The 18043-nt window shown below is 55.2% G+C and carries 15 protein-coding genes; 8 read left to right on the plus strand and 7 right to left on the minus strand.

Translation table 11 applies throughout. The features are described 5' to 3' along the window. Nucleotides 1–243 precede the first annotated feature (243 nt). On the plus strand, nt 244–1257 hold the full coding sequence (locus ACYQ12_RS09320) for a cytochrome-c peroxidase (RefSeq protein ID WP_459870601.1): 1014 nt from the start codon (nt 244–246) through the stop codon (nt 1255–1257). A 116-nt stretch (nt 1258–1373) separates the two neighbouring features. Here ACYQ12_RS09320 and guaD read toward each other — a convergent pair whose 3' ends face one another. From guaD to xdhA, 4 genes are read right to left on the minus strand one after another with little or no spacing between them, the layout of a single operon-like run. Further along, nucleotides 1374–2705, minus strand: coding sequence for a guanine deaminase (gene guaD / locus ACYQ12_RS09325; RefSeq protein WP_459870603.1), 1332 nt, complete (start codon nt 2703–2705; stop codon nt 1374–1376). 38 nt (nt 2706–2743) lie between these two features. Continuing rightward, nucleotides 2744–3601, minus strand: coding sequence for a xanthine dehydrogenase accessory protein XdhC (xdhC, locus tag ACYQ12_RS09330; protein WP_459870606.1), 858 nt, complete (start codon nt 3599–3601; stop codon nt 2744–2746). Continuing rightward, nucleotides 3588–6056 carry a xanthine dehydrogenase molybdopterin binding subunit gene (gene xdhB / locus ACYQ12_RS09335; RefSeq protein WP_459870609.1) on the minus strand — a complete coding sequence of 823 codons (2469 nt, stop codon included), beginning with the start codon at nt 6054–6056 and terminating at the stop codon, nt 3588–3590. The genes xdhC and xdhB overlap by 14 nt, the downstream gene beginning before the upstream one ends. Beyond that, nucleotides 6031–7518, minus strand: coding sequence for a xanthine dehydrogenase small subunit (gene xdhA, locus ACYQ12_RS09340; RefSeq protein WP_459870612.1), 1488 nt, complete (start codon nt 7516–7518; stop codon nt 6031–6033). Before xdhA ends, xdhB begins: the two co-directional genes overlap by 26 nt. A 461-nt stretch (nt 7519–7979) precedes the next feature. On the opposite strand from xdhA, the gene ACYQ12_RS09345 reads away from it, so the two are divergent. Beyond that, entirely contained in the window at nt 7980–8609 is a 630-nt protein-coding gene (locus tag ACYQ12_RS09345; RefSeq protein ID WP_459870614.1) for a TetR/AcrR family transcriptional regulator, read from the plus strand. 305 nt (nt 8610–8914) lie between these two features. Next, complete coding sequence (locus tag ACYQ12_RS09350) at nt 8915–9334, plus strand: MliC family protein (RefSeq protein WP_459870617.1); 420 nt, start codon at nt 8915–8917, stop codon at nt 9332–9334. 167 nt (nt 9335–9501) lie between these two features. Here ACYQ12_RS09350 and ACYQ12_RS09355 read toward each other — a convergent pair whose 3' ends face one another. Together ACYQ12_RS09355 and ACYQ12_RS09360 are read right to left on the minus strand one after the other, a co-directional pair. After that, nucleotides 9502–10071, minus strand: a complete 570-nt coding sequence (locus ACYQ12_RS09355; protein ID WP_459870620.1) for a hypothetical protein — start codon at nt 10069–10071, stop codon at nt 9502–9504. Nucleotides 10072–10444: 373 nt separating this feature from the next. Continuing rightward, entirely contained in the window at nt 10445–10813 is a 369-nt protein-coding gene (locus ACYQ12_RS09360) for a hypothetical protein (protein ID WP_459870623.1), read from the minus strand. Between the two features lie 286 nt (nt 10814–11099). Between ACYQ12_RS09360 and ACYQ12_RS09365 the strand changes: the two genes are divergently transcribed. From ACYQ12_RS09365 to ACYQ12_RS09385, 5 genes are all read left to right on the plus strand, one after another. Further along, nucleotides 11100–11306: a DUF2795 domain-containing protein gene (locus ACYQ12_RS09365; protein WP_459870626.1), complete on the plus strand. Its 207-nt coding sequence runs from the start codon at nt 11100–11102 to the stop codon at nt 11304–11306. A 586-nt stretch (nt 11307–11892) separates the two neighbouring features. Continuing rightward, nucleotides 11893–12600, plus strand: coding sequence for a DUF3581 family protein (locus tag ACYQ12_RS09370; protein WP_459870629.1), 708 nt, complete (start codon nt 11893–11895; stop codon nt 12598–12600). Nucleotides 12601–13668: 1068 nt separating this feature from the next. Then, nucleotides 13669–14115, plus strand: coding sequence for a low molecular weight protein-tyrosine-phosphatase (locus ACYQ12_RS09375; RefSeq protein ID WP_459870631.1), 447 nt, complete (start codon nt 13669–13671; stop codon nt 14113–14115). Nucleotides 14116–14211: 96 nt separating this feature from the next. After that, entirely contained in the window at nt 14212–16569 is a 2358-nt protein-coding gene (locus ACYQ12_RS09380; RefSeq protein ID WP_459870633.1) for a hypothetical protein, read from the plus strand. Between the two features lie 579 nt (nt 16570–17148). Continuing rightward, the gene (locus ACYQ12_RS09385; protein ID WP_459870635.1) at nt 17149–17277 is read left to right on the plus strand and encodes a hypothetical protein; all 129 of its coding nucleotides are present in this window, start codon (nt 17149–17151) and stop codon (nt 17275–17277) included. A gap of 126 nt (nt 17278–17403) precedes the next feature. On the opposite strand, the gene ACYQ12_RS09390 is transcribed toward ACYQ12_RS09385, so the two are convergent. Continuing rightward, a complete protein-coding gene (locus tag ACYQ12_RS09390) occupies nt 17404–17535 on the minus strand; it encodes a hypothetical protein (RefSeq protein WP_459870638.1) in 132 nt (43 codons plus the stop codon). Nucleotides 17536–18043: the final 508 nt, after the last annotated feature.

Here is an 18043-nt window from a genome sequence, read left to right on the forward strand (position 1 = left end):
GGCATCGGCGCCCTCAGGCGCATTCCCGACGGCATAGGCCCGTACAGGTCCAGCCGGAATCGCCTGCCTCGACGGCGTCGGGCGTCAGCGGTCTTGATCTGCATCAACGCTGGCGGTGGCGAACTTGATCGGTATCAAGTCGCGCCAAGGAGGGCTTCCCAATAATGAAAACAGAGTGAAAAGACAACCTGTTGCATAGGTTGTCTGGGCAGGGGCCTGTCTGATTCAGCAAGGGAGAAAAAAATGAAATACCGTGCCTGGGGACTTGTTACCGCCATGGGGATGGCCGCATCCATGGCGACCTCGCCGGCTATCGCGGATCGCATCGCCAATGAGCCGATCAAACCCGTGGAGCCCGCCAGCGTCGAGAATCCGCTCAAGGTGGAGCTTGGCAAGAAGCTATTCTTCGATCCACGACTGTCGCGTTCGGGGGCCATTTCCTGCAATTCCTGCCACAACCTGAGCATGGGCGGTAGCGACAATCTGCCGACATCCATCGGCGATCATTGGCAGGAAGGGCCGATCAATTCACCCACGGTGCTCAATTCCAGTCTGAGCATGGCGCAGTTCTGGGATGGCCGTGCCAAGAACCTGCAAGAGCAGGCCGCCGGACCCATCGCCAACCCCAAGGAGATGGCCTTCACTCACAGTCTGGCCATCGATGTCGTGAGTTCCATACCCGAATATCGCGAGATGTTTCGTGATGTCTACGGCACCGTTGAGATCAGCATGGATGAGGTGACCGACGCCATCGCCGAGTTCGAGAACACGCTGGTCACGCCCAACTCGCGTTTCGACCAGTGGCTGAAAGGGGATGACAGTGCCATAAGCGATACCGAACTGGCCGGCTACGAGTTGTTCAAGGAGATTGGCTGTGCCGGTTGTCACCATGGACCGGCCGTGGGAGGCACATCGTTTCAGCGTATGGGAATGTTTGAGGAATATCTCACCAACAACCCGTCCCAAGGGCGCTTCGAGGTTACCGGCAAGGATGCCGACCGTATGACATTCAAGGTGCCCACCCTGCGCAACGTGGAACTGACCTACCCGTACTTCCATGACGGTGCCTACTGGAAACTGGAAGAAGCGGTGAATGTCATGGCCACTCTACAGGTGGGACGTCAGCTCGAGCAGGAGGATATCGAAAAGATCGCTGCGTTCCTGCGTACCCTGACGGGCGATCAGCCGGACTTTGCCATACCGCAACTGCCTCCCTCCAGTGTGGAAACGCCGCGGCCGGTTCCCTTCGCGGAGTAAGACGCAAGCAGATGACAGACCCCGCCCGTTCATGACGGGCGGGGTTTTTCGTTTCTTGGCGCTTTCTTGGCTTCGGCCTTGTAGCGGGATTCTTGCTTCGTCGCTTTCGGATTGCCTCAGTTCGTGGTTGTCGCTTCCTGACGCTGGTGGACACGTTGACCATTCGCCCAGGTGGCAAAAACCTGACGATCGTCTCCCAAAATCATCAGTGCGAACAGGCGTTCCGCCAGCGTCTGGGTGCGTGCCATACGCCGTGACGACAGCGGCGTGGCGTCATGATCGAGTACTACGATATCCGCTTCCATCCCCTCGCGCAGACTGCCGATGTGCGCATCCAGATGCAGTGCGCGCGCGTTGCCCAGAGTCAGACGGTAAAACCCTTGCCAGGCAGTAAGCGGTTGGCCGAGCAGCGCGCCGACCTGATAGGCGCCCCGCAGGGTGCCGAAGCCGGACAGGTCGGTGCCACCCCCCACGTCGCTGGCCAGCGACGTGCTGAGTCCCGCTTCGCGGCAGGCCAGACGATCGAACAGGCCGCTGCCGAGAAACAGGTTGGACGTCGGGCAGAAGGCGATATTGGCGCCGGCCTGGGCCAAGCGCTGACGCATCTCCTGGGTGAGATGAATACCATGGGCGAAGGTGCTGCGGGGGCCTACCAGGCCGTAATGCTCGTAGACGTCGAGATAGTCCTTGCGCTCCGGATACAGCTCGGCAACCCAGTCGATCTCGCCGAGATTCTCGGAGAGGTGGGTCTGCAGGTGAAGATCCGGCGCATTGCGCAGTATGGCCCCCGTCGCCTCGAGCTGGGCCGGCGTGGAAGTGGGCGCGAAGCGCGGTGTCAGGCTGTACCCCAGGCGGTCCTTGCCGTGCCAGTCACTGATCAGGCGCTCGGTGTCGCGTGCGCCGCCCTTGGCAGTGTCGACCAGGGCCTCGGGGGCATGGCGGTCCATCAGTACCTTGCCGGCGAGCATGCGCAGTCCACGACGCCGGGAGGCGGCGAAGAAAGTGTCCACCGAGATCGGGTGCGAAGTACAGAAAACCTGGGCGGTCGTCGTGCCGACTCGCAGCAGCTCATCGAGAAACGCCTCGGCGACACTCTCGGCATGGGCACGTTCGGCGAAGCGGCACTCCTCGGGGAAGGTATAGTCATTGAGCCAGTCGAGAAGTTGACGCCCATAGGAAGCCATGATGTCCAGTTGCACATAGTGCACATGGCTGTCGATGAAGCCCGGCATCATCAGCTTGCCGCTGTAATCCACCACCTCGATGCCCGCCGGCAACCGCGACTGCAAGGCGGTGAAATCATCCACGGCGCGGATATGGCCGTCGACGATCCATATGCCGCCATCCTCGAGGTAACGCACACTGCCCTCGGCAGGTGCATCGCCTTCGCCGGGGTCGTCCAGAAAGGTCAGCAGGGGGCCGCGCAATACGCGGGTATCAGCCGTCATGAATCGGATTTCTCCTGAAGTGCTGGGCAAGGGGATGTTTATGGCTGCCGAGAGCTTGGGAAGACGTTGCGCAACGCCTGAGAGGATAGCCCACGCTGATCCGGGCCGCCGGGCGTGGCTGCCTTGAGCGTGAGCAGCTCGGCCGTTACTGCCAGGGCGATTTCGTAAGGGCGTTTGCCCGGGGCGCCGGGAATGCCGATCGGGCAGCGTACCTTCTCCAGAGCCGCCGCGCCATGGCCCGCCTCGCGCAGGCGACTTCGGAAGCTGGCCCATTTGCTGTCCGAGCCGATCAGGCCAATGGAGGCACTGTCGTTGCGCATGAGCAGGGCATCGATCAATTCTCGATCCTGGGCGTGATCATGGGTCATGACCAGTGCATGGGTCCGCGAGGGTAGCGCTGCGATGGTCCGGCGAGCCTCGCTCAGGGCATGGCAGGTAAGCCGGGGCTGTTCGCAGGCCCAGGCGGGAAATATCTCCTCGCGGCTGTCGAACCACATGACACGCCAGTGCAGCGGTGCCAGCAGACCGACCAAGGCCTGTCCCACATGGCCGGCACCGAATACCGCGACTGTCATCTCGGCACCGGCGAAGAGTTCGATCAGCACATGCACATAACCGCCGCAGCACTGTCCTGAGCGCCCGCCGAGGGGGAAGGCTTCGAGCTGGGGCGTCGCGACGTCTTCACCACGCGTCAGCGTCGCCAGTGCGTGGCGTGCACTCTCGATCACCTGATATTCGAAAGTGCCGCCCCCCAGCGTATCGAATATACTGTCTTCGGTAATCACCATCTTGGCGCCGGGCTCTCGAGGTGTAGAACCTGCCGCCCCGACCACGCTGGCCAGGGCGTGGGGCGTGCCATCACGCTGTAAGCGCGCGAGGGCATCATACCAGGTCATGCGCGGTTTCCTCGGCCCGCTGGTGGGATGCACGCAGGGCTTCGGCCGCCATCAATACGCGCTCCGGCGTAGCTGGGGTATCGAGGCGCGGACAGCGACGATAGTCGCTCAGGCTGGAGAGGGCATCGCGCAATGCCGCCCACACCGAAATGGCGAGCATGAACGGCGGTTCGCCCACGGCCTTGGAGCGATAGATACTGGCCTGGGAGTTGGGATGGCCCTGAAGCAGTTCGACATTGAACTCGGGAGGCAGGTCGCCGAAGGTGGGGATCTTGTAGGTCGCCGGACCGTCAGAGATCAGGCGGCCTTCGGCATTCCACTTGAGCTCTTCGCTGGTCAGCCAGCCCATGCCCTGGATGAAGCCGCCCTCCACCTGGCCGAGGTCGATGGCCGGATTGAGCGAGTCGCCCACGTCGTGGAGGATGTCGGCTCGAGTCAGCCGATACTCGCCGGTGAGGGTGTCGACGAGGACCTCGGCGACCGCCGCGCCATAGGCGAAGTAGTAGAAGGGCCGGCCCTTGCCGGTATCGCGGTCGTAGTGGATCAGCGGGGTGGAATAGAAGCCGGTGGCGGACAGCGAAACGCGGCCCAGGTAGGCCGCTTGCACCAGCTCACCCCAGGCGATACGGCGCTCGCTCTCCCCACTGCCGGTAATCAGCTCGCCGGCCTGTAGATGCATGGCTTCGCGGTCGATCTGGTAGTGTTCGGCGGCGAAGTCGAAGAGCCGCTCGCGTATCTGACGCGCGGCGTCGCGTGCCGCCATGCCGTTCAAGTCGGCACCGCTGGATGCGGCGGTCGGCGAGGTGTTGGGTACCTTGTCGGTGCGCGTGGCGGAGATACGCACGGTATCGAGATCGAGCCCCAGCTCGCGAGCCACGACCTGGCACACCTTGGTATGCAACCCCTGGCCCATTTCGGTGCCGCCATGGTTGATCATCACGCTGCCGTCAGTATAGACATGCAGCAGGGCGCCGGCCTGATTGAGATGCTTGGCAGTGAAGGAAATGCCGAACTTCACCGGCGTCAGTGCCAGACCCTTCCTGAGCACTGGGCTTCTGGCGTTGTAGGCGGTGATCGCCTCGCGACGCGCCCAGTATTCGCTGCTCGCTTCGAGCTGTTCGATCATTTCCACCATCAACGCCAATTGATCGACCTGCTGACCGTAGTGGGTGACGTCTCGTCCCGGCCGGTAGAGATTGCGCTTGCGCACTGTCAGCGGATCCTCGCCGACATGGCGGGCAATGTCGTCCATGGCCTGTTCGATGATCATCATGCCCTGCGGCCCGCCGAATCCACGGAAGGCGGTGTTGGAGGCGGTATGCGTACGCGCCCGGTGACCGGTGACGCGTGCCGCGCCCAGCGAGTAGGCGTTATCGGCATGGAACATGGCGCGGTCCACGACCGCTTCGGAGAGATCCGGCGAATGGCCGCAGTCGCCGATGACGGTAATGTCGCCACCGAGCAGCACACCCTGCTCGTCGAACCCCAGCCGATAGCGATTATGGAAGGGGTGGCGCTTGCCAGTGGCGCGCATGTCCTCGGACCGCGGCAGGCGCAGGCGTACCGCTCGTCCGCTACGCCGGGCAATCAGTGCGGCGATGCAGGCCCAGGGGGCGGCCTGAGTCTCCTTGCCGCCGAAGCCGCCCCCCATGCGCCGGACCTCGACGGTCACGGCGTGGAAAGGGATGTCGAGCACTTCGGCGATCAGCTTCTGCACCTCGCTGGGGTGCTGGCTTGAGGTATGCACGACGACGCCTTCGTCTTCGCTGGGCAGCGCCAGGCAGGCCTGGCCTTCCAGATAGAAATGCTCCTGGCCGCCGACGCACTGTTCGCTCTCCAGCACGTGGGGCGCCGTGTCCAGAACCTGCTCCCAATCGCCGCTCTGCTGAACGTGGGTGGGGCGGACGAACTCTTCGGCCTCGACGGCGGCCACCGGATCCAATCGGGCCGGCAGAGCGTCGATCTCGACGATCGCCTGCTTGACCGCGAGGCGTGCCGCCTTGTGGCTGCTGGCGGCGACGGCAAACAGTGGCTGACCGACGTAGCGGATCTCGTCGTCGACGAACAGCGGATCACCGGGAAATACCGGGCCAACATCGGTATGCCCGGGAATGTCGACCACGGTCACGACATCCACCACGCCAGCGGCGCGCTTGACCTTCTCCAGGTCCAGACGGGTCAACCGGCCATGGGCGACAGGACTCAAGCCGACGGCGACATGCAACGCACCGGACGGCGCGGGGAGGTCATCGATATAGGCGGCGCGGCCGGTGACATGCTTGATGGCACTCTCATGAGCCCGGCTATGAACCTGCGGGTGGACCACGTCACGTGCCAGCGGGCCATCGCCTCGGATCTGCCCCTCCAGCTCGCGCCTGGCTTCGGTCGATTCCGGCGCCACATCGCCGGTGGTGGGGTGGCAGGTTTTCTTATGAAGCTTGGTGAGTGTGCGCATCGAGGCTGATCTCCCTATTGTCGTTGTCGGAACTGGTCAGGGTCAGGTACAGGCGCTCGAGCAGGTTGGCGGCGGCGGTCAGGCGATACTCGCTGGAGCCGCGCACATCGGAGAGCGGCTGGAATTCGCCACGCAGGGCTGCCTTGGCGGCTGCGAAGGTTTCGGGTGTCGGCTCTTGCCCTTCCAGAACGGCTTCGGCCCGAGTGGCGCGGCGCGGAATCGCGGCCATGCCACCGAACGCCAGGCGCACGTCTCGCAGAACGTTGTTTTCTAGGCACCAGCCAAAGGCGCCGAGCAGAGTGGAAATATCATCCTCGCGGCGCTTGGATAGCTTCCAGACTTCGAGCTGTTGGTTCTGCGCCGAACGAGGGAGAAAGATGGCGCGGATGAATTCACCTTCTGCGAGCGCGGTCTTCTTGTAGCCGAGGAAAAAGTCCTCGAGGGGCAGCTCCCGCGAGCCGTCCGGCCCCGCCAATGCCAGCCGGGCTTTTAGTGTCAACAGTACCGGCGGGGTATCACCGATGGGCGAGGCATTGGCGATGTTGCCGCCCAGCGTGCCACGATTGCGCACTTGGGCCGAACCCAGACGTTGCAATAAACGGGCGAAGGCAGGGTAATGCGCGGCCAGCAGGGGCTCAAGGCGGCTGTAGGTGACGGCGGCACCGATCCACCAGCCGTCAGGCGTCTCCTCCAGGTCGTTCAGCTCGGCGACCCGGCGCACATCGATCAGCTCGGTGAGCGGGTTCAGCTGTTGTGTGGTTTCTAGCCATAGATCGGTGGCACCGGCCACCAGGCGGGCTTCGGGGCGTTTACGCTTTATCTCGCGCAACTGGTCGAGCGTCCGTGGGGCGACGAAGTGGCCAAGATCCGAGGAGGTTTCGCTAGGTGGTTCCTGTGCTGCAGCCTGGCGCAGGGCGGCGATATTTCTGGCCAGATCGGGATCGTCTGCCCAGATCGGACGGGTGTCGACCGCCTCGCTCATGCTCAGGGCGGCATCACGGATCGGACGATAGCCGGTACACCGACATAGATTGCCGCCGAGCGCTGCCTCGAGGCGTTGCTGGCTCAGCGGAGCGGGAATTCGGCGTTGCTGTTCGTGCAGGGTGAACAACGACATGACGATACCAGGCGTGCAGAAACCGCATTGACTGGCATGACAATCGACAATGGCGGCCTGAGCCGGGTGTAAGGCGTCACCGCGTGACAGACCTTCAACCGTTACCAGATGACAGCCCTGGAGCTGGTGCGCCGGGGTGATGCAAGCGTTGGCGCTGTGGTAGTGCAGTTCTCCCGTTTCATCGGGTTCGCCGATGGCAACGGTACACGCGCCGCAATCGCCCGAGGCGCAGCCTTCCTTGGTGCCGGTGTGGTCGAGCATGGTGCGCAGGAGCTCGAGTACGCTCATGTCTGGTGCAACATCGGCGCAGGTTCGACATTGTCCATTGAGATAAAAGTCGATCATCACGGTTCCGCCAGTGGTGAATATTGTTCAGTTTGTCGTTGTATTGCCTGATTCCCGGGAGGCGACACGCCCGGTAAACGTCAGGCGTTGGGCCGCCAGGAGCGGGCCTGGGTCATCACCGCTTTCTGACCAAATGGTCAAGCCATGAAAATCCTGGGCCAAATCAAGCACGATGGCAAGTTCGTTGCTACCGAATTTGCCGACTTGTTCAGATGGTCAAAAACATCGCGGAATGCCATGCAATGTATGGGCCGGGACACGGCACCCGTGCGGACCCGAGAGGCATGATGCATGAGAACGGCCCATTACCCATGAGGCCCGCGACATGAGTCAGGCCATTGGCGCCAGGTTGGCGGGGCTGGCCAGTGTGGGCGAGGTGGCAGGGCCCCATCCGCCGGCAACGTTGCTTGCGACACGTTTTCTGGGCAGACTCGGAGGCCCTTCAGGAGTGGATGAGTTCCATGACTTCTATGACCATGCCCGAAGGTGGAGCACGAGCCCGCAACGAAAGCCTGATTTTCGAGGCGGCGGAGCGAGTTTTCGCCTGCCACGGCTATCGTGGCGCCAGTGTGCAGAGCATTGCCGAAGCCGCGGGTCTACCCAAGTCCAATGTCCTCTACTATATCGGCAGCAAGCGCAAACTGTATGTCGCACTGCTCGAGCGCATGATGTCGCGCTGGAACATGATGCTCGATGACATCAGCGAGGATGACAACCCAGCGGAAGTGCTGGAAACCTTCATTCGCACCAAGATGCAACTGACAAGAATGCATCCTCAGGGCTCGCGGCTGTTCGCTGCAGAGATTCTCCAGGGCGCCCCCTTTCTACAGGACTACCTCAAGGGGGAACTGCGCGAATGGGTGCGGGCGAGGGCGAAAGTGTTCGATCAATGGGCTCAGAAGGGATTGATGGATCCGGTGGATCCGGTATGGCTGATATTCCTGATCTGGTCCGCGACCCAGCACTATGCGGATTTCGAGGCTCAGGTACTGGGAATTACCAACCGTGCCGAGCTCGAGGAGAGCGACTATCAATCCGTTACCGACTTCTTGTGTCAGGTCGTGATCAAGGGCTGCGGTGTCAGAAAGTAAACGGGAACCTGGCTGCCCTTTCGTATCGCAGTCTGGAAGACGGGTAATGGCTACAGGAGCCGTATGCCGATGAGGATGCATCCGGCATACGGTGGGGTCTGACTTATTGGTGTTGGAAGCCTGATGTCATGATGCTTGGATGGGCGTCTTTCGCGCTGTCAGGGCGGGGCAAGGATTGACTGGCATCAGAACATGACCGGCGAGGCTATTCCGGCGGGAGCGGCCTGTACCGGTAACGGTCGAAATGTATTATCGTAAGGCTGGCTTGAGCCTCATCAACCTATGGATACAGGTGAATCATAGCTATGAAAACAGGACTGCTTCTCGCCAGCTTGCCATTGTTGTTGCTGCTGGGATGTAGCGATGATGCGCCACCGAATGTCGAGGCGCCTGAGGATCAAGCCGACGTGCAGGATGTGGAAGAGGGCGCGCAGAAAGGTAAGGCATTCCGTGTCACCTGTGACGATGATGCCAAGTTTCTCATTCGCTATATGCAGGAGAATGGCCAGGATGCCGTCGAGCTGACCTATGACAGTCAAGTCTACGAGCTGAACCGGGTCGAAGGGGCCATTGATGAGCGTTATGCCTCTCCGCGGGGGCCCGTCGAGGGCTTGGGCATCGAATGGCTGCATGATAAGGATGAGGCGACATTGTCGACTTATCCGATAGGCTCTGATAGCAGCAAGACAGGTACACCTCTGCATATTCGTTGTCATGCGCAGTGAGACTGGTGCCTGCCAGACGGGAAAAGCGGCTGCGCGACTTACGCCAGCGCAGCATGCAATACATGACATCCCGGCGTTTTGTGTCTTGTCTTGGCTTCGATCATCGACTCGGGGCAAGACACATTACCTGTCATCGATCGAGTTCAAAAAGCGCACAGCGGCTGACATCATCGAATGCTAGATGCTAGCTGGCCCGCATCCAGAACCTTCTCCAATACCCGTACCTTGCGTTTAAGATCCCTGTCTGCTGATCTGGCATTGCTGCCCTGACCATAGATGAAAAGATCCATTATCCAGCCATCGATCCTTTCATCGGTGAGCCTGGCTCTTTGGAATTCGAGCTGCGCAGCGTCTTCGTCATTCTCGAACGCTTCACTGCTATGACAGGCCTGCAACAGCTTTCCCGTAACCATCATGCACTCTTCAAAGCTGGCAAACCGCTTCCTGTCACGAAAGAGGAACCCGAGGGCGACAATGTGGAGGGTGTGATGTCCACGCTCGGTATACCAGCGTTCGATACGTGCCGTTTCGAAAAGACCTTGCGGTGAATGTATTCGATAAAGAAGAGATTTGAGGAAAGGCTGGTGTTCGATTTCAGGAATCGTTTCGACAGCTTCCGGCACACTAACCAAGGATCGATACGGATGTATTTCGCCATTCTCGTGTGTCTCGGAAGCATAGGGGATATTGAAACATTCATCATCGAGGGTGAGGCGTAGGCCGACTTTTCTGATCACGATTGCTCCGGGTCTCGAGGACGAAAACACCAGAGCATAACGCTAGATTTCTCCCAGAGCACGGATCAGCCAGTGAATTCGGCACATTAGAAGGAACCGCCGGCCCGGAAGCCGGGTTCAACCGCCCCCGATGCCTTCAATGACATATCCCGTCCCAGCGCATTGCGGGCATTCCTGCTGCCCGATGCGGCCGCTACCTTGACAATGGCGGCATATGTTCTCTCCTGTCCCCGGTGTACCCGGTTTCGCCTCATCTCCAGGTTCCATGGGTCTATCGGATCTATCGTCCTGTACTGTCATGACCACACTCCGTTATAGGATATCTGGGTTCGATTGAGCGAAAGGTAACCCGCTGAAGAGAAGCTTCAACCTTTCAGGAATTTTCTTGATTCCTCTCATCGGCAAGGGTTCTGGCCTCTTCTTCGGTCTCGAAAGTCCCCATGCTCTGGCCACTATGGGCGTGATAAACCTCGAACCGGGTCGCCATATCGCTGCCAGGAACATCTATTTGACGCACCATGTAGGCTTGGTCTAGCTCACCTTCCCCTATCTGATCATAGAGTGTGTATTCAGGGTCACCCTCGTAATCGCGGGCTGCTTTTATCGCCTCAGGCTCGGTATCGTGTCGAGATATTTCAGCTCCTTGATTATCGTCACTAGCGTCTACGACTTTCCAGCCGCTAATAAATTGGCTATCCCCATGATGCTCGGTAATGGGTTCAACGCGGGCTGTCCTTACCATCCTGAAACTCCTTTAACATATCGAGGCTACTTGTATAGCTCGAAACATATATAGTTCAAAATATCGATGTTAGCGGTACGGTACCAGGCATGGATCGCGCTTCGTTACGCAACAACACCTGCAATGCCGGCTCTATCCGCGCCGCAACGTTTGATTTGCGTATCGCTGAGCGAAGCGGACCTGAGATCAGGGTTGTCGTGGCTCATCGTTTGACTACATTGAGAATGCAGGAAGAGAGTACAGGTAACCAATCATCTTCTATTGTCGGTGAAAAAAGGAGCGAATCATGACGCGCGGTCTCGGAGGTCACTCGCCTGCCAATATCACTCACCATCTGAAAGGAGTGGACTTTCCAGCTTCCAGAACGGATCTCGAAAAGCATGCCAAGGATAACGGTGCCGAGAAGGATGTGCTTGAGGTAATCCGAAACATGCCAGACAAGGAGTATGGGGATATGTCGGATGTCACGAAGGGCATCGGTGAAGCGGAATGATGCTGGTCACTGCTAGTCAGCAAACCCCATGATGAATAAATATCACCATGAGGCTGAATATATGGCCTCATTGTAGAATCAGTTTTGTGTGACAAGCGGGGCGCATGCTCGGCTGGTTTTTGCTCCGCTTTATTTGATTGCGTTGCTTCTTCTAGTGTCGTCTTCTTCTATAATTCTTCTGTAACAAGTAACCTGCATGTCGTTCTCCAGCGAGATAGTACCAGTGCTGTCGTGCAATCGGAGCCATGGCTTAATTTCTAAGTGGTAGCCAATCCTCTCTCCATATCCATCCTGCTACAAGCCCGGTAAGCTGTTTAACATTCATCATGGCATCGTTCAGACATTAATTCTGATCGACGGTTGTGGCCTGTCTCCTGGATGCCTTTCGCGTCTATGCGGTGTTATGACACTTGCGATTTTTGTAAAGTCATGATGCTGACGCAGGCGGCCGGTTGAAATGGCGCATCGTGCGAAAACGCTTGGCCTCGGCGGCGCAGGATGATAGAACGCATGGCTCATGTCATATCAAGTCAACAAGATCATCCTTGGCCGCTATACTTAGGCCCGTCAGGCATCAGGACATTGCATGTTTCTCGATAATTTTCATACTCGAACTGGTGAGCGGATTGCTATCACCGCAGAGCAGGCCAGTCGCTTTGCCAAATGCATGGCGGATGATTACAACCCTATCCACGATCCGGGGGCTCGACGCTTTTGCGTGCCGGGAGATCTGCTATTTGCGTTGGTGCTGGCTCGCCATGGTCTTTCCCAGCACATGTCGTTCCATTTCTGTGGCATGGTGGGTGATGGCGCTTCGCTAAGCATTCACGAGCATGCCGACAACCATCTCAGCGTGTCCGATGATTCAGGCAAGAAGTTTCTGCATGTCGAGCGTGAAGGTGAAATCATACAGGATACGCTCACCGTTGAATCCTTTATACGTCGCTACATCGCTTTTTCGGGACGAAACTTTCCTCACTATCTCAAACCCTTGATGGAAGAACATGGGGTCATGTTTAACCCTCAGCGTCCGCTGGTCATCTATGACCGCATGGATTTCATGCTGGAGACACTGGATATCGCCGAACTGCAGGTAGAGTTTGCTGACTCCCGATTCCACAGTCAGGGGCGGCGGGGAGAGGCGTTACTGGAATTTCGCATGAAATCCCAAGGCAGGGTCGTCGGCAGGGGGTCCAAGACGCTAATCGTAAGTGGCCTGCAAACCTATGATGCGGCCCTCATGGATGCTTTCGTAGAAGAATTCAATCGTCGCAAGCTCCAGCAGGCTAACTGAGCGGCAGCTTAGCCTGTTTGGACGAAAGCCTTGAAACCTATACGGCAGGATGCAGGGCAGTAGTCGCACGGTATCAGTGCCTTCTACTGCCTATGTACTGACTGAAAATGCCTGCACTCGCCATGCAGCGTTAAAAATCATCTCGGCGCGGGTCCGATCACAATGCTCATTTACCCTTCGTAAATCCGAATTCGAGCCCGGTCTGTTTGTCGCTAACGCTAATTTTGTCTTGGCTACGCGCCTCGCCATTCAGAGAGCCCTCACCATGCTCTTTAAGAAAACCGTAAGAACAAGACAGTACTGTCAACAGAGTTGCTGCGCCGACGGGCCAATTCGACTTTTGACACTTATAGGTACTTTTGCATGTTCTACTTGAGTTTTCTTTATTTAAAGCTAGTTTGGGCTTTTATAGGAGTGCTAGAGGAAGAGGAGGAAGAGAAAATTTTTTATCACCAACGTATCGTCCAGAGCGAATTTGGCGAAAATCATGAAGAGTCATTCGTGAAAGCTGAGCGTAGTGAGCCGTCAGGGTGTTGTTAGCATAGCTCCGCTATCGTTAGCTTGTCTCATTGACTTGCATATCATAAACTTTGATGTTATAGGGCTCGGAAGGATGCCCTGCGTTCTGTCTGAAAAATGCCTGCGCTCACTCATGCAGAATTAAAACCAGCTCGGACGCGAGTCCGATCACAATGCTCATTTACCCTCTATAAACCGCGAATACGGCTCAGTCCGCTTTATCGCTAATTTTTACCTTGACTACGCGCCCCGGCCGAACATCGTTCGCCGATTTTACGGAAACTTAACGCTTCTAGCGTACGCCTTGCAGCCTTCAGGATGAATTATGCAGTCAGTTTTACGATGCTTGGTATGAAAAAATTAATTCCATATTTATTTTAACTTAAATTTTCTATAGAAAAAGCATGTTTTTTTTAAACAGGAAGATATTGAATGGGAAAAACATTGCATTGTGTGAAGTTTATATTAATGTTGTAACCATGATTCGTCTACATCACGCGGTTCGCTTATGAATATTTGTAGCTCTAACGTATATTTATTAGATCGATCATGAAATTTTCAAATATACTCATCGTTTGCACAGGAAACATTTGTCGTAGTCCTGTAGCACAAAATCTACTCAAGACTCGCTTGCCCCATCTTTCTATAGAGTCAGCGGGGCTCGGTGCACTCGTGGGCCAAGACATCGAGCCTACAGCGAAAGCCTTGCTTGAGGCTGAAGGAGTAGAAGTTGGGCAGCATCAAGCTCGGCAAGTTACTGCAGAGATGATACAACAAGCCGACGTGATCCTGGTGATGAGTGAGGGCCAGCGGCACGCTATCGGCAAAATTCTGCCTTCAGCCATTGGAAAGACGTTGTTATTTGGACGTTGGCTTGGTCAAGGAGGAAAGGGCATCGAGATTCCCGACCCCTACCGCAAAAGTCGTGAAGCTTTCGAGCACGTCCATGACCAACTGGTGAAGGCTGCCGATACCTGGAGTTCCAAGCTTGGCTAAATTCAAAGGTAAACAGTTACTTGTTAGTCTTGGGAACCATGCTTGGTTGGTACGGTTCATGTTTTAGCAGCATGCTGACTTCGCTTTGAGGAGAGTATGGAGTTAAAGACCTTCTTTGCACAAGATGAGAAAGGAAATGTAGTCCCCGGTGCGAAGGCTCATGTCTATTTAACGGATACCATGCAGCTGGCTGTGGACCTACATGATCGTAACGGTAATGCTTTAACCAATCCATTTACCGCCGATGACAACGGACAAATCCAGTTTGCTGCGCCGAATGGTCTATATGATTTGCATGTCTCTTCTGCAGGGCGTGACTATATCGTTCCGGTCAAGTTTTTTGATGCCGAAGATATAGGGACGTTGCGGGTAGTGGCGCAGGGTACCCATCATCTTCCCAAGCCGGATCAAGTGACGCTTGCCGAGATTGCTCGTCGTGTAGCAATGCAGGAACCTGCCAGGATAGCTTACCTGCCCAAGCCTCTTCTGGCAGGTGAGAATATTGTCGCCCTGGCAGACTTGGTTGGGGATGACATCGATCCAACAAGAATCGGATTTTCATTAAAAATAAAGCGTGATGATGATTATTTGTCTGTCAATGACGATGCTTGGCAATATAATAAAGCCAATAAAGCCATTGCTCTCTTCGCCCGAGGAGGAGACGAACTAATAGCTGTAGAATTAGTAACTGGCAATGGGGCCAAGAATGACAATGCTGTACATATCAAGGATTTTATAACATCGGTTGACATCGAGTTTAGTAATGATCGGCATGATGCCGATAAAGATTGCACGCAAATGTTTGAAAGAGCGCTTCGGGCTTCACAGCAGCTAGGTCTGCCGCTTGACTTGGGGAGCGGAAATTATTTCCTTTCAGGAAAGACTATCAATGCTTTGGAGGATTGTGATGTCAACATCCGCGGAAATGCGGGTTCATGTAATGTCTATTGTTCAGGATGGGAAGTTAAAGATTTAACCAAAGATCAGGCTTTAACCGCTCATACTCAATTCAGTTTTCCTATGCAAGGGGAGAATTACAGCAAGCTGAAGAGACGGCTGTCTCTTTCAGGGATTCGGTTTATCAATCTTGACGATTCATTTTCCACCCGGTGCGTTCATGCTAGTGGTTGCATGGATTACCTTGAGGTAAACCAATGTGAATTTATGGGTTTTACCGCCGCAGGTGTTTTTGGAAAGAACATTACGACCTTTGGGATACACCCCGGTTCCGATGCACAGACATCGATAAATAGTGCTTCTATCCATAATGTGTCTGTCGCGTCAGATAAGAGGACGACAGGGCAGGCTCCGAAGAGTTTTCATATCCATCACAGTCACAACACCACGATAATGTATTGCCGCTTTATGGGGTATGGCAATGGCTATGTCTTTCGCCTCAACGGCGGTGGGTTCGATACAGTTCCCGTTGTAGGCCGTGGTTCCGCTAATGTTCGGTTTGTGGCGAACTATGTATATACGGAAGTAAGGAATTACGAATATTGCCAGATTACAAAAACAACCAATATCATCATAGCCAATAATACGGCAGATGCTTCAAATGGTGATACTCCTCATAATTTTTTCGATCTTTTTAATTGTATTGGGGTATCTTTTTATGGAAACACCGTTTACGGTGGTGGTCTGTTATTTCATGGCCATGCAGATCTTAATCATGGGAAAAGTCCTGATAATTTGATTGGCTCGCGTGGGCTGACTGCATCAGGTAACGTTATAATAAACCCAACCCATTATGCCGTTTTTAACTTGGGAGGGGACGGAACGGTAGATGGTGGTCGCGCATATGCTGTTGCAACGATTACAGGGAACTCGGTGTATTTGACGCCAGATTTTACACCGTTCAAGAAGTGCTATTTCATTTATGCTTTTGTAGCAAGGGATATCACCGTTACTGCTAACACTGTCTCGGGGGTCGCTGGTTTTTTTAGAACATTCTGGAGCAGAAATATATCCATTTACGGCAATACGATTAAAAATTGCATGGATATTGTTCGCAATGATGGCAACGATCGCAGGCAGATCAGGTTTGGCGTTAATGACATTGGTGAATCAAAATATGACTTTGCAGGGCAGCATGTCATTGAGCCTGAGAAAATTCATAATGCTTTGGAAGTCGGCGGAGATATAAAAGCACATAAATTTTATACACGGTCCGATACCACCGAATATGTGTCGGACGGGAGTGTGGTCCTCGATTTGGACATGCCCAATGAAGCTTCTCTTTATCTGTTGGCAGTAACGCTGGGTTCCTATATAGGCGGTCAGTCGCAAGCAATGTATATGGTGAGTCGTTCAGGAGATGCCGGCTATGTGGTGCCAATAACCGATGCAATTAAAGGTGTTGTTGTCGCAGTCGACAAGAAAAACGGTTTGAGCGTTAGGAATGTCACGGGGAACCGAAAAAAGTTATCGGCTACTGCATTCCGAATCCAATAGAGCTATGGCGGCTAAAGTTCTATACCGCTCATATATAAAGAGCATCATAATGAAGAGTAACGACCAATACAGTGTGAATAGGAGGCAGCTGACTATGGATCGTCGGGCTTTCCTTCAAGGGGCGGCAAGTGTGGTAGCGCTATGCTTTACTCCGCTCGCTGCAGGCGCGCTTACTCAACGGCCATGCAATATAATTCGTGTTACTAGCGAGGCCAATATACTGGTGCTGACAGAAACCGGCATTGCGAACCCTGACAGCATGTAACAGCTAGCATATCAAAGAGTTATAGCTGGGCTTGGGGCTGCCAGTAGAGCGCCCATATCGTAGATGTTGCCCTTGATTTGTTGCCAACGAGCACCATTACCATCAAGGTAAGGCTGGGTCATTTCTTCGTCTGCGTGTCCCATCAGTACCTGGATGTCACTGATCGGCACGCCCTTGAGTTCGAGCAGACGGGAGCCCAGTGAGCGGATCTCATTCTCACGGTGGGCCGCATGAGCTGGCGGAGGTGTGCGATTCGCAGTTGGTGATCCTCACGCGGTTGAGACGGGCGCTGGGCGACCCCGCAGCGCGAGGCTGTGCTGGCGTCTTTCGTCTGCAACGCTGGGGCTAGCGCATTCAGGGAATCGACGCTGCTGCGCAAGCTAAATGGTGCGCCGTGGGGCGAATGCCGATCAGGCGGCGGCCGTGGAAATCATGCACAATGATATTGGAACGAACGAGTGAAAATCTGTGAGGCAGCTTAAACGCTTTGTATCATCACCGGTAATAAGCGATAAAAAAGCGGGAGGTTACCCCCCGCTTTATAATGTACTCTAGCCCGAAAAAAAGAATTAGACGTCCCAGATACCTTGATCGCCGGCATCATCTCCGAAATCGCCAAATTCATCTTCGGCCAGATCACCATCGCCGTCCTGATCGTAGGAGTTATAGACACCTTCGCTAAACTCACTGTCGTCAAGCATGCCGTCACTATTTGCATCCCAGTCTTCAAAAACGCCCCCGTTATCAAAACCGGCATCCCACTCTTCAAAATTGACGACGCCGTCACCATCAGAGTCCCAATCATTGAAATTATTTTCCTGCGCGAATGCACTTCCGGCACTCAGCAGAGAAAATGCAACGAGAGTTCCACCAATACCATTAATCTAATTGCGTTTCATGCTTACCTCCTAGGCTGCTGAAAACGAAAGGGAACCATAACGACTGCTCCCTAACCGATTGAAATTTATGGCTTGTATGATTAACGCTTTAATATTTAAGCGTTAATTCAAGATAGAAAAGAAAGGCGGGATGTTCAAAATAATAAATGCGGTTTCATGTTGTAAAAAAGTAATATTGCGAAACTTTTTGGGCTGGAAGGAAGCTAAGGACTTTGCTCAAGATTGATCTTAACGCTTACGTATGTGCTGCTTGTGCCACTAATATACTTATGAGTATGCTAATTAGAAGGCTTTTGATAGCAACATCTTC

The organism is Halomonas shantousis (genome assembly GCF_054654615.1).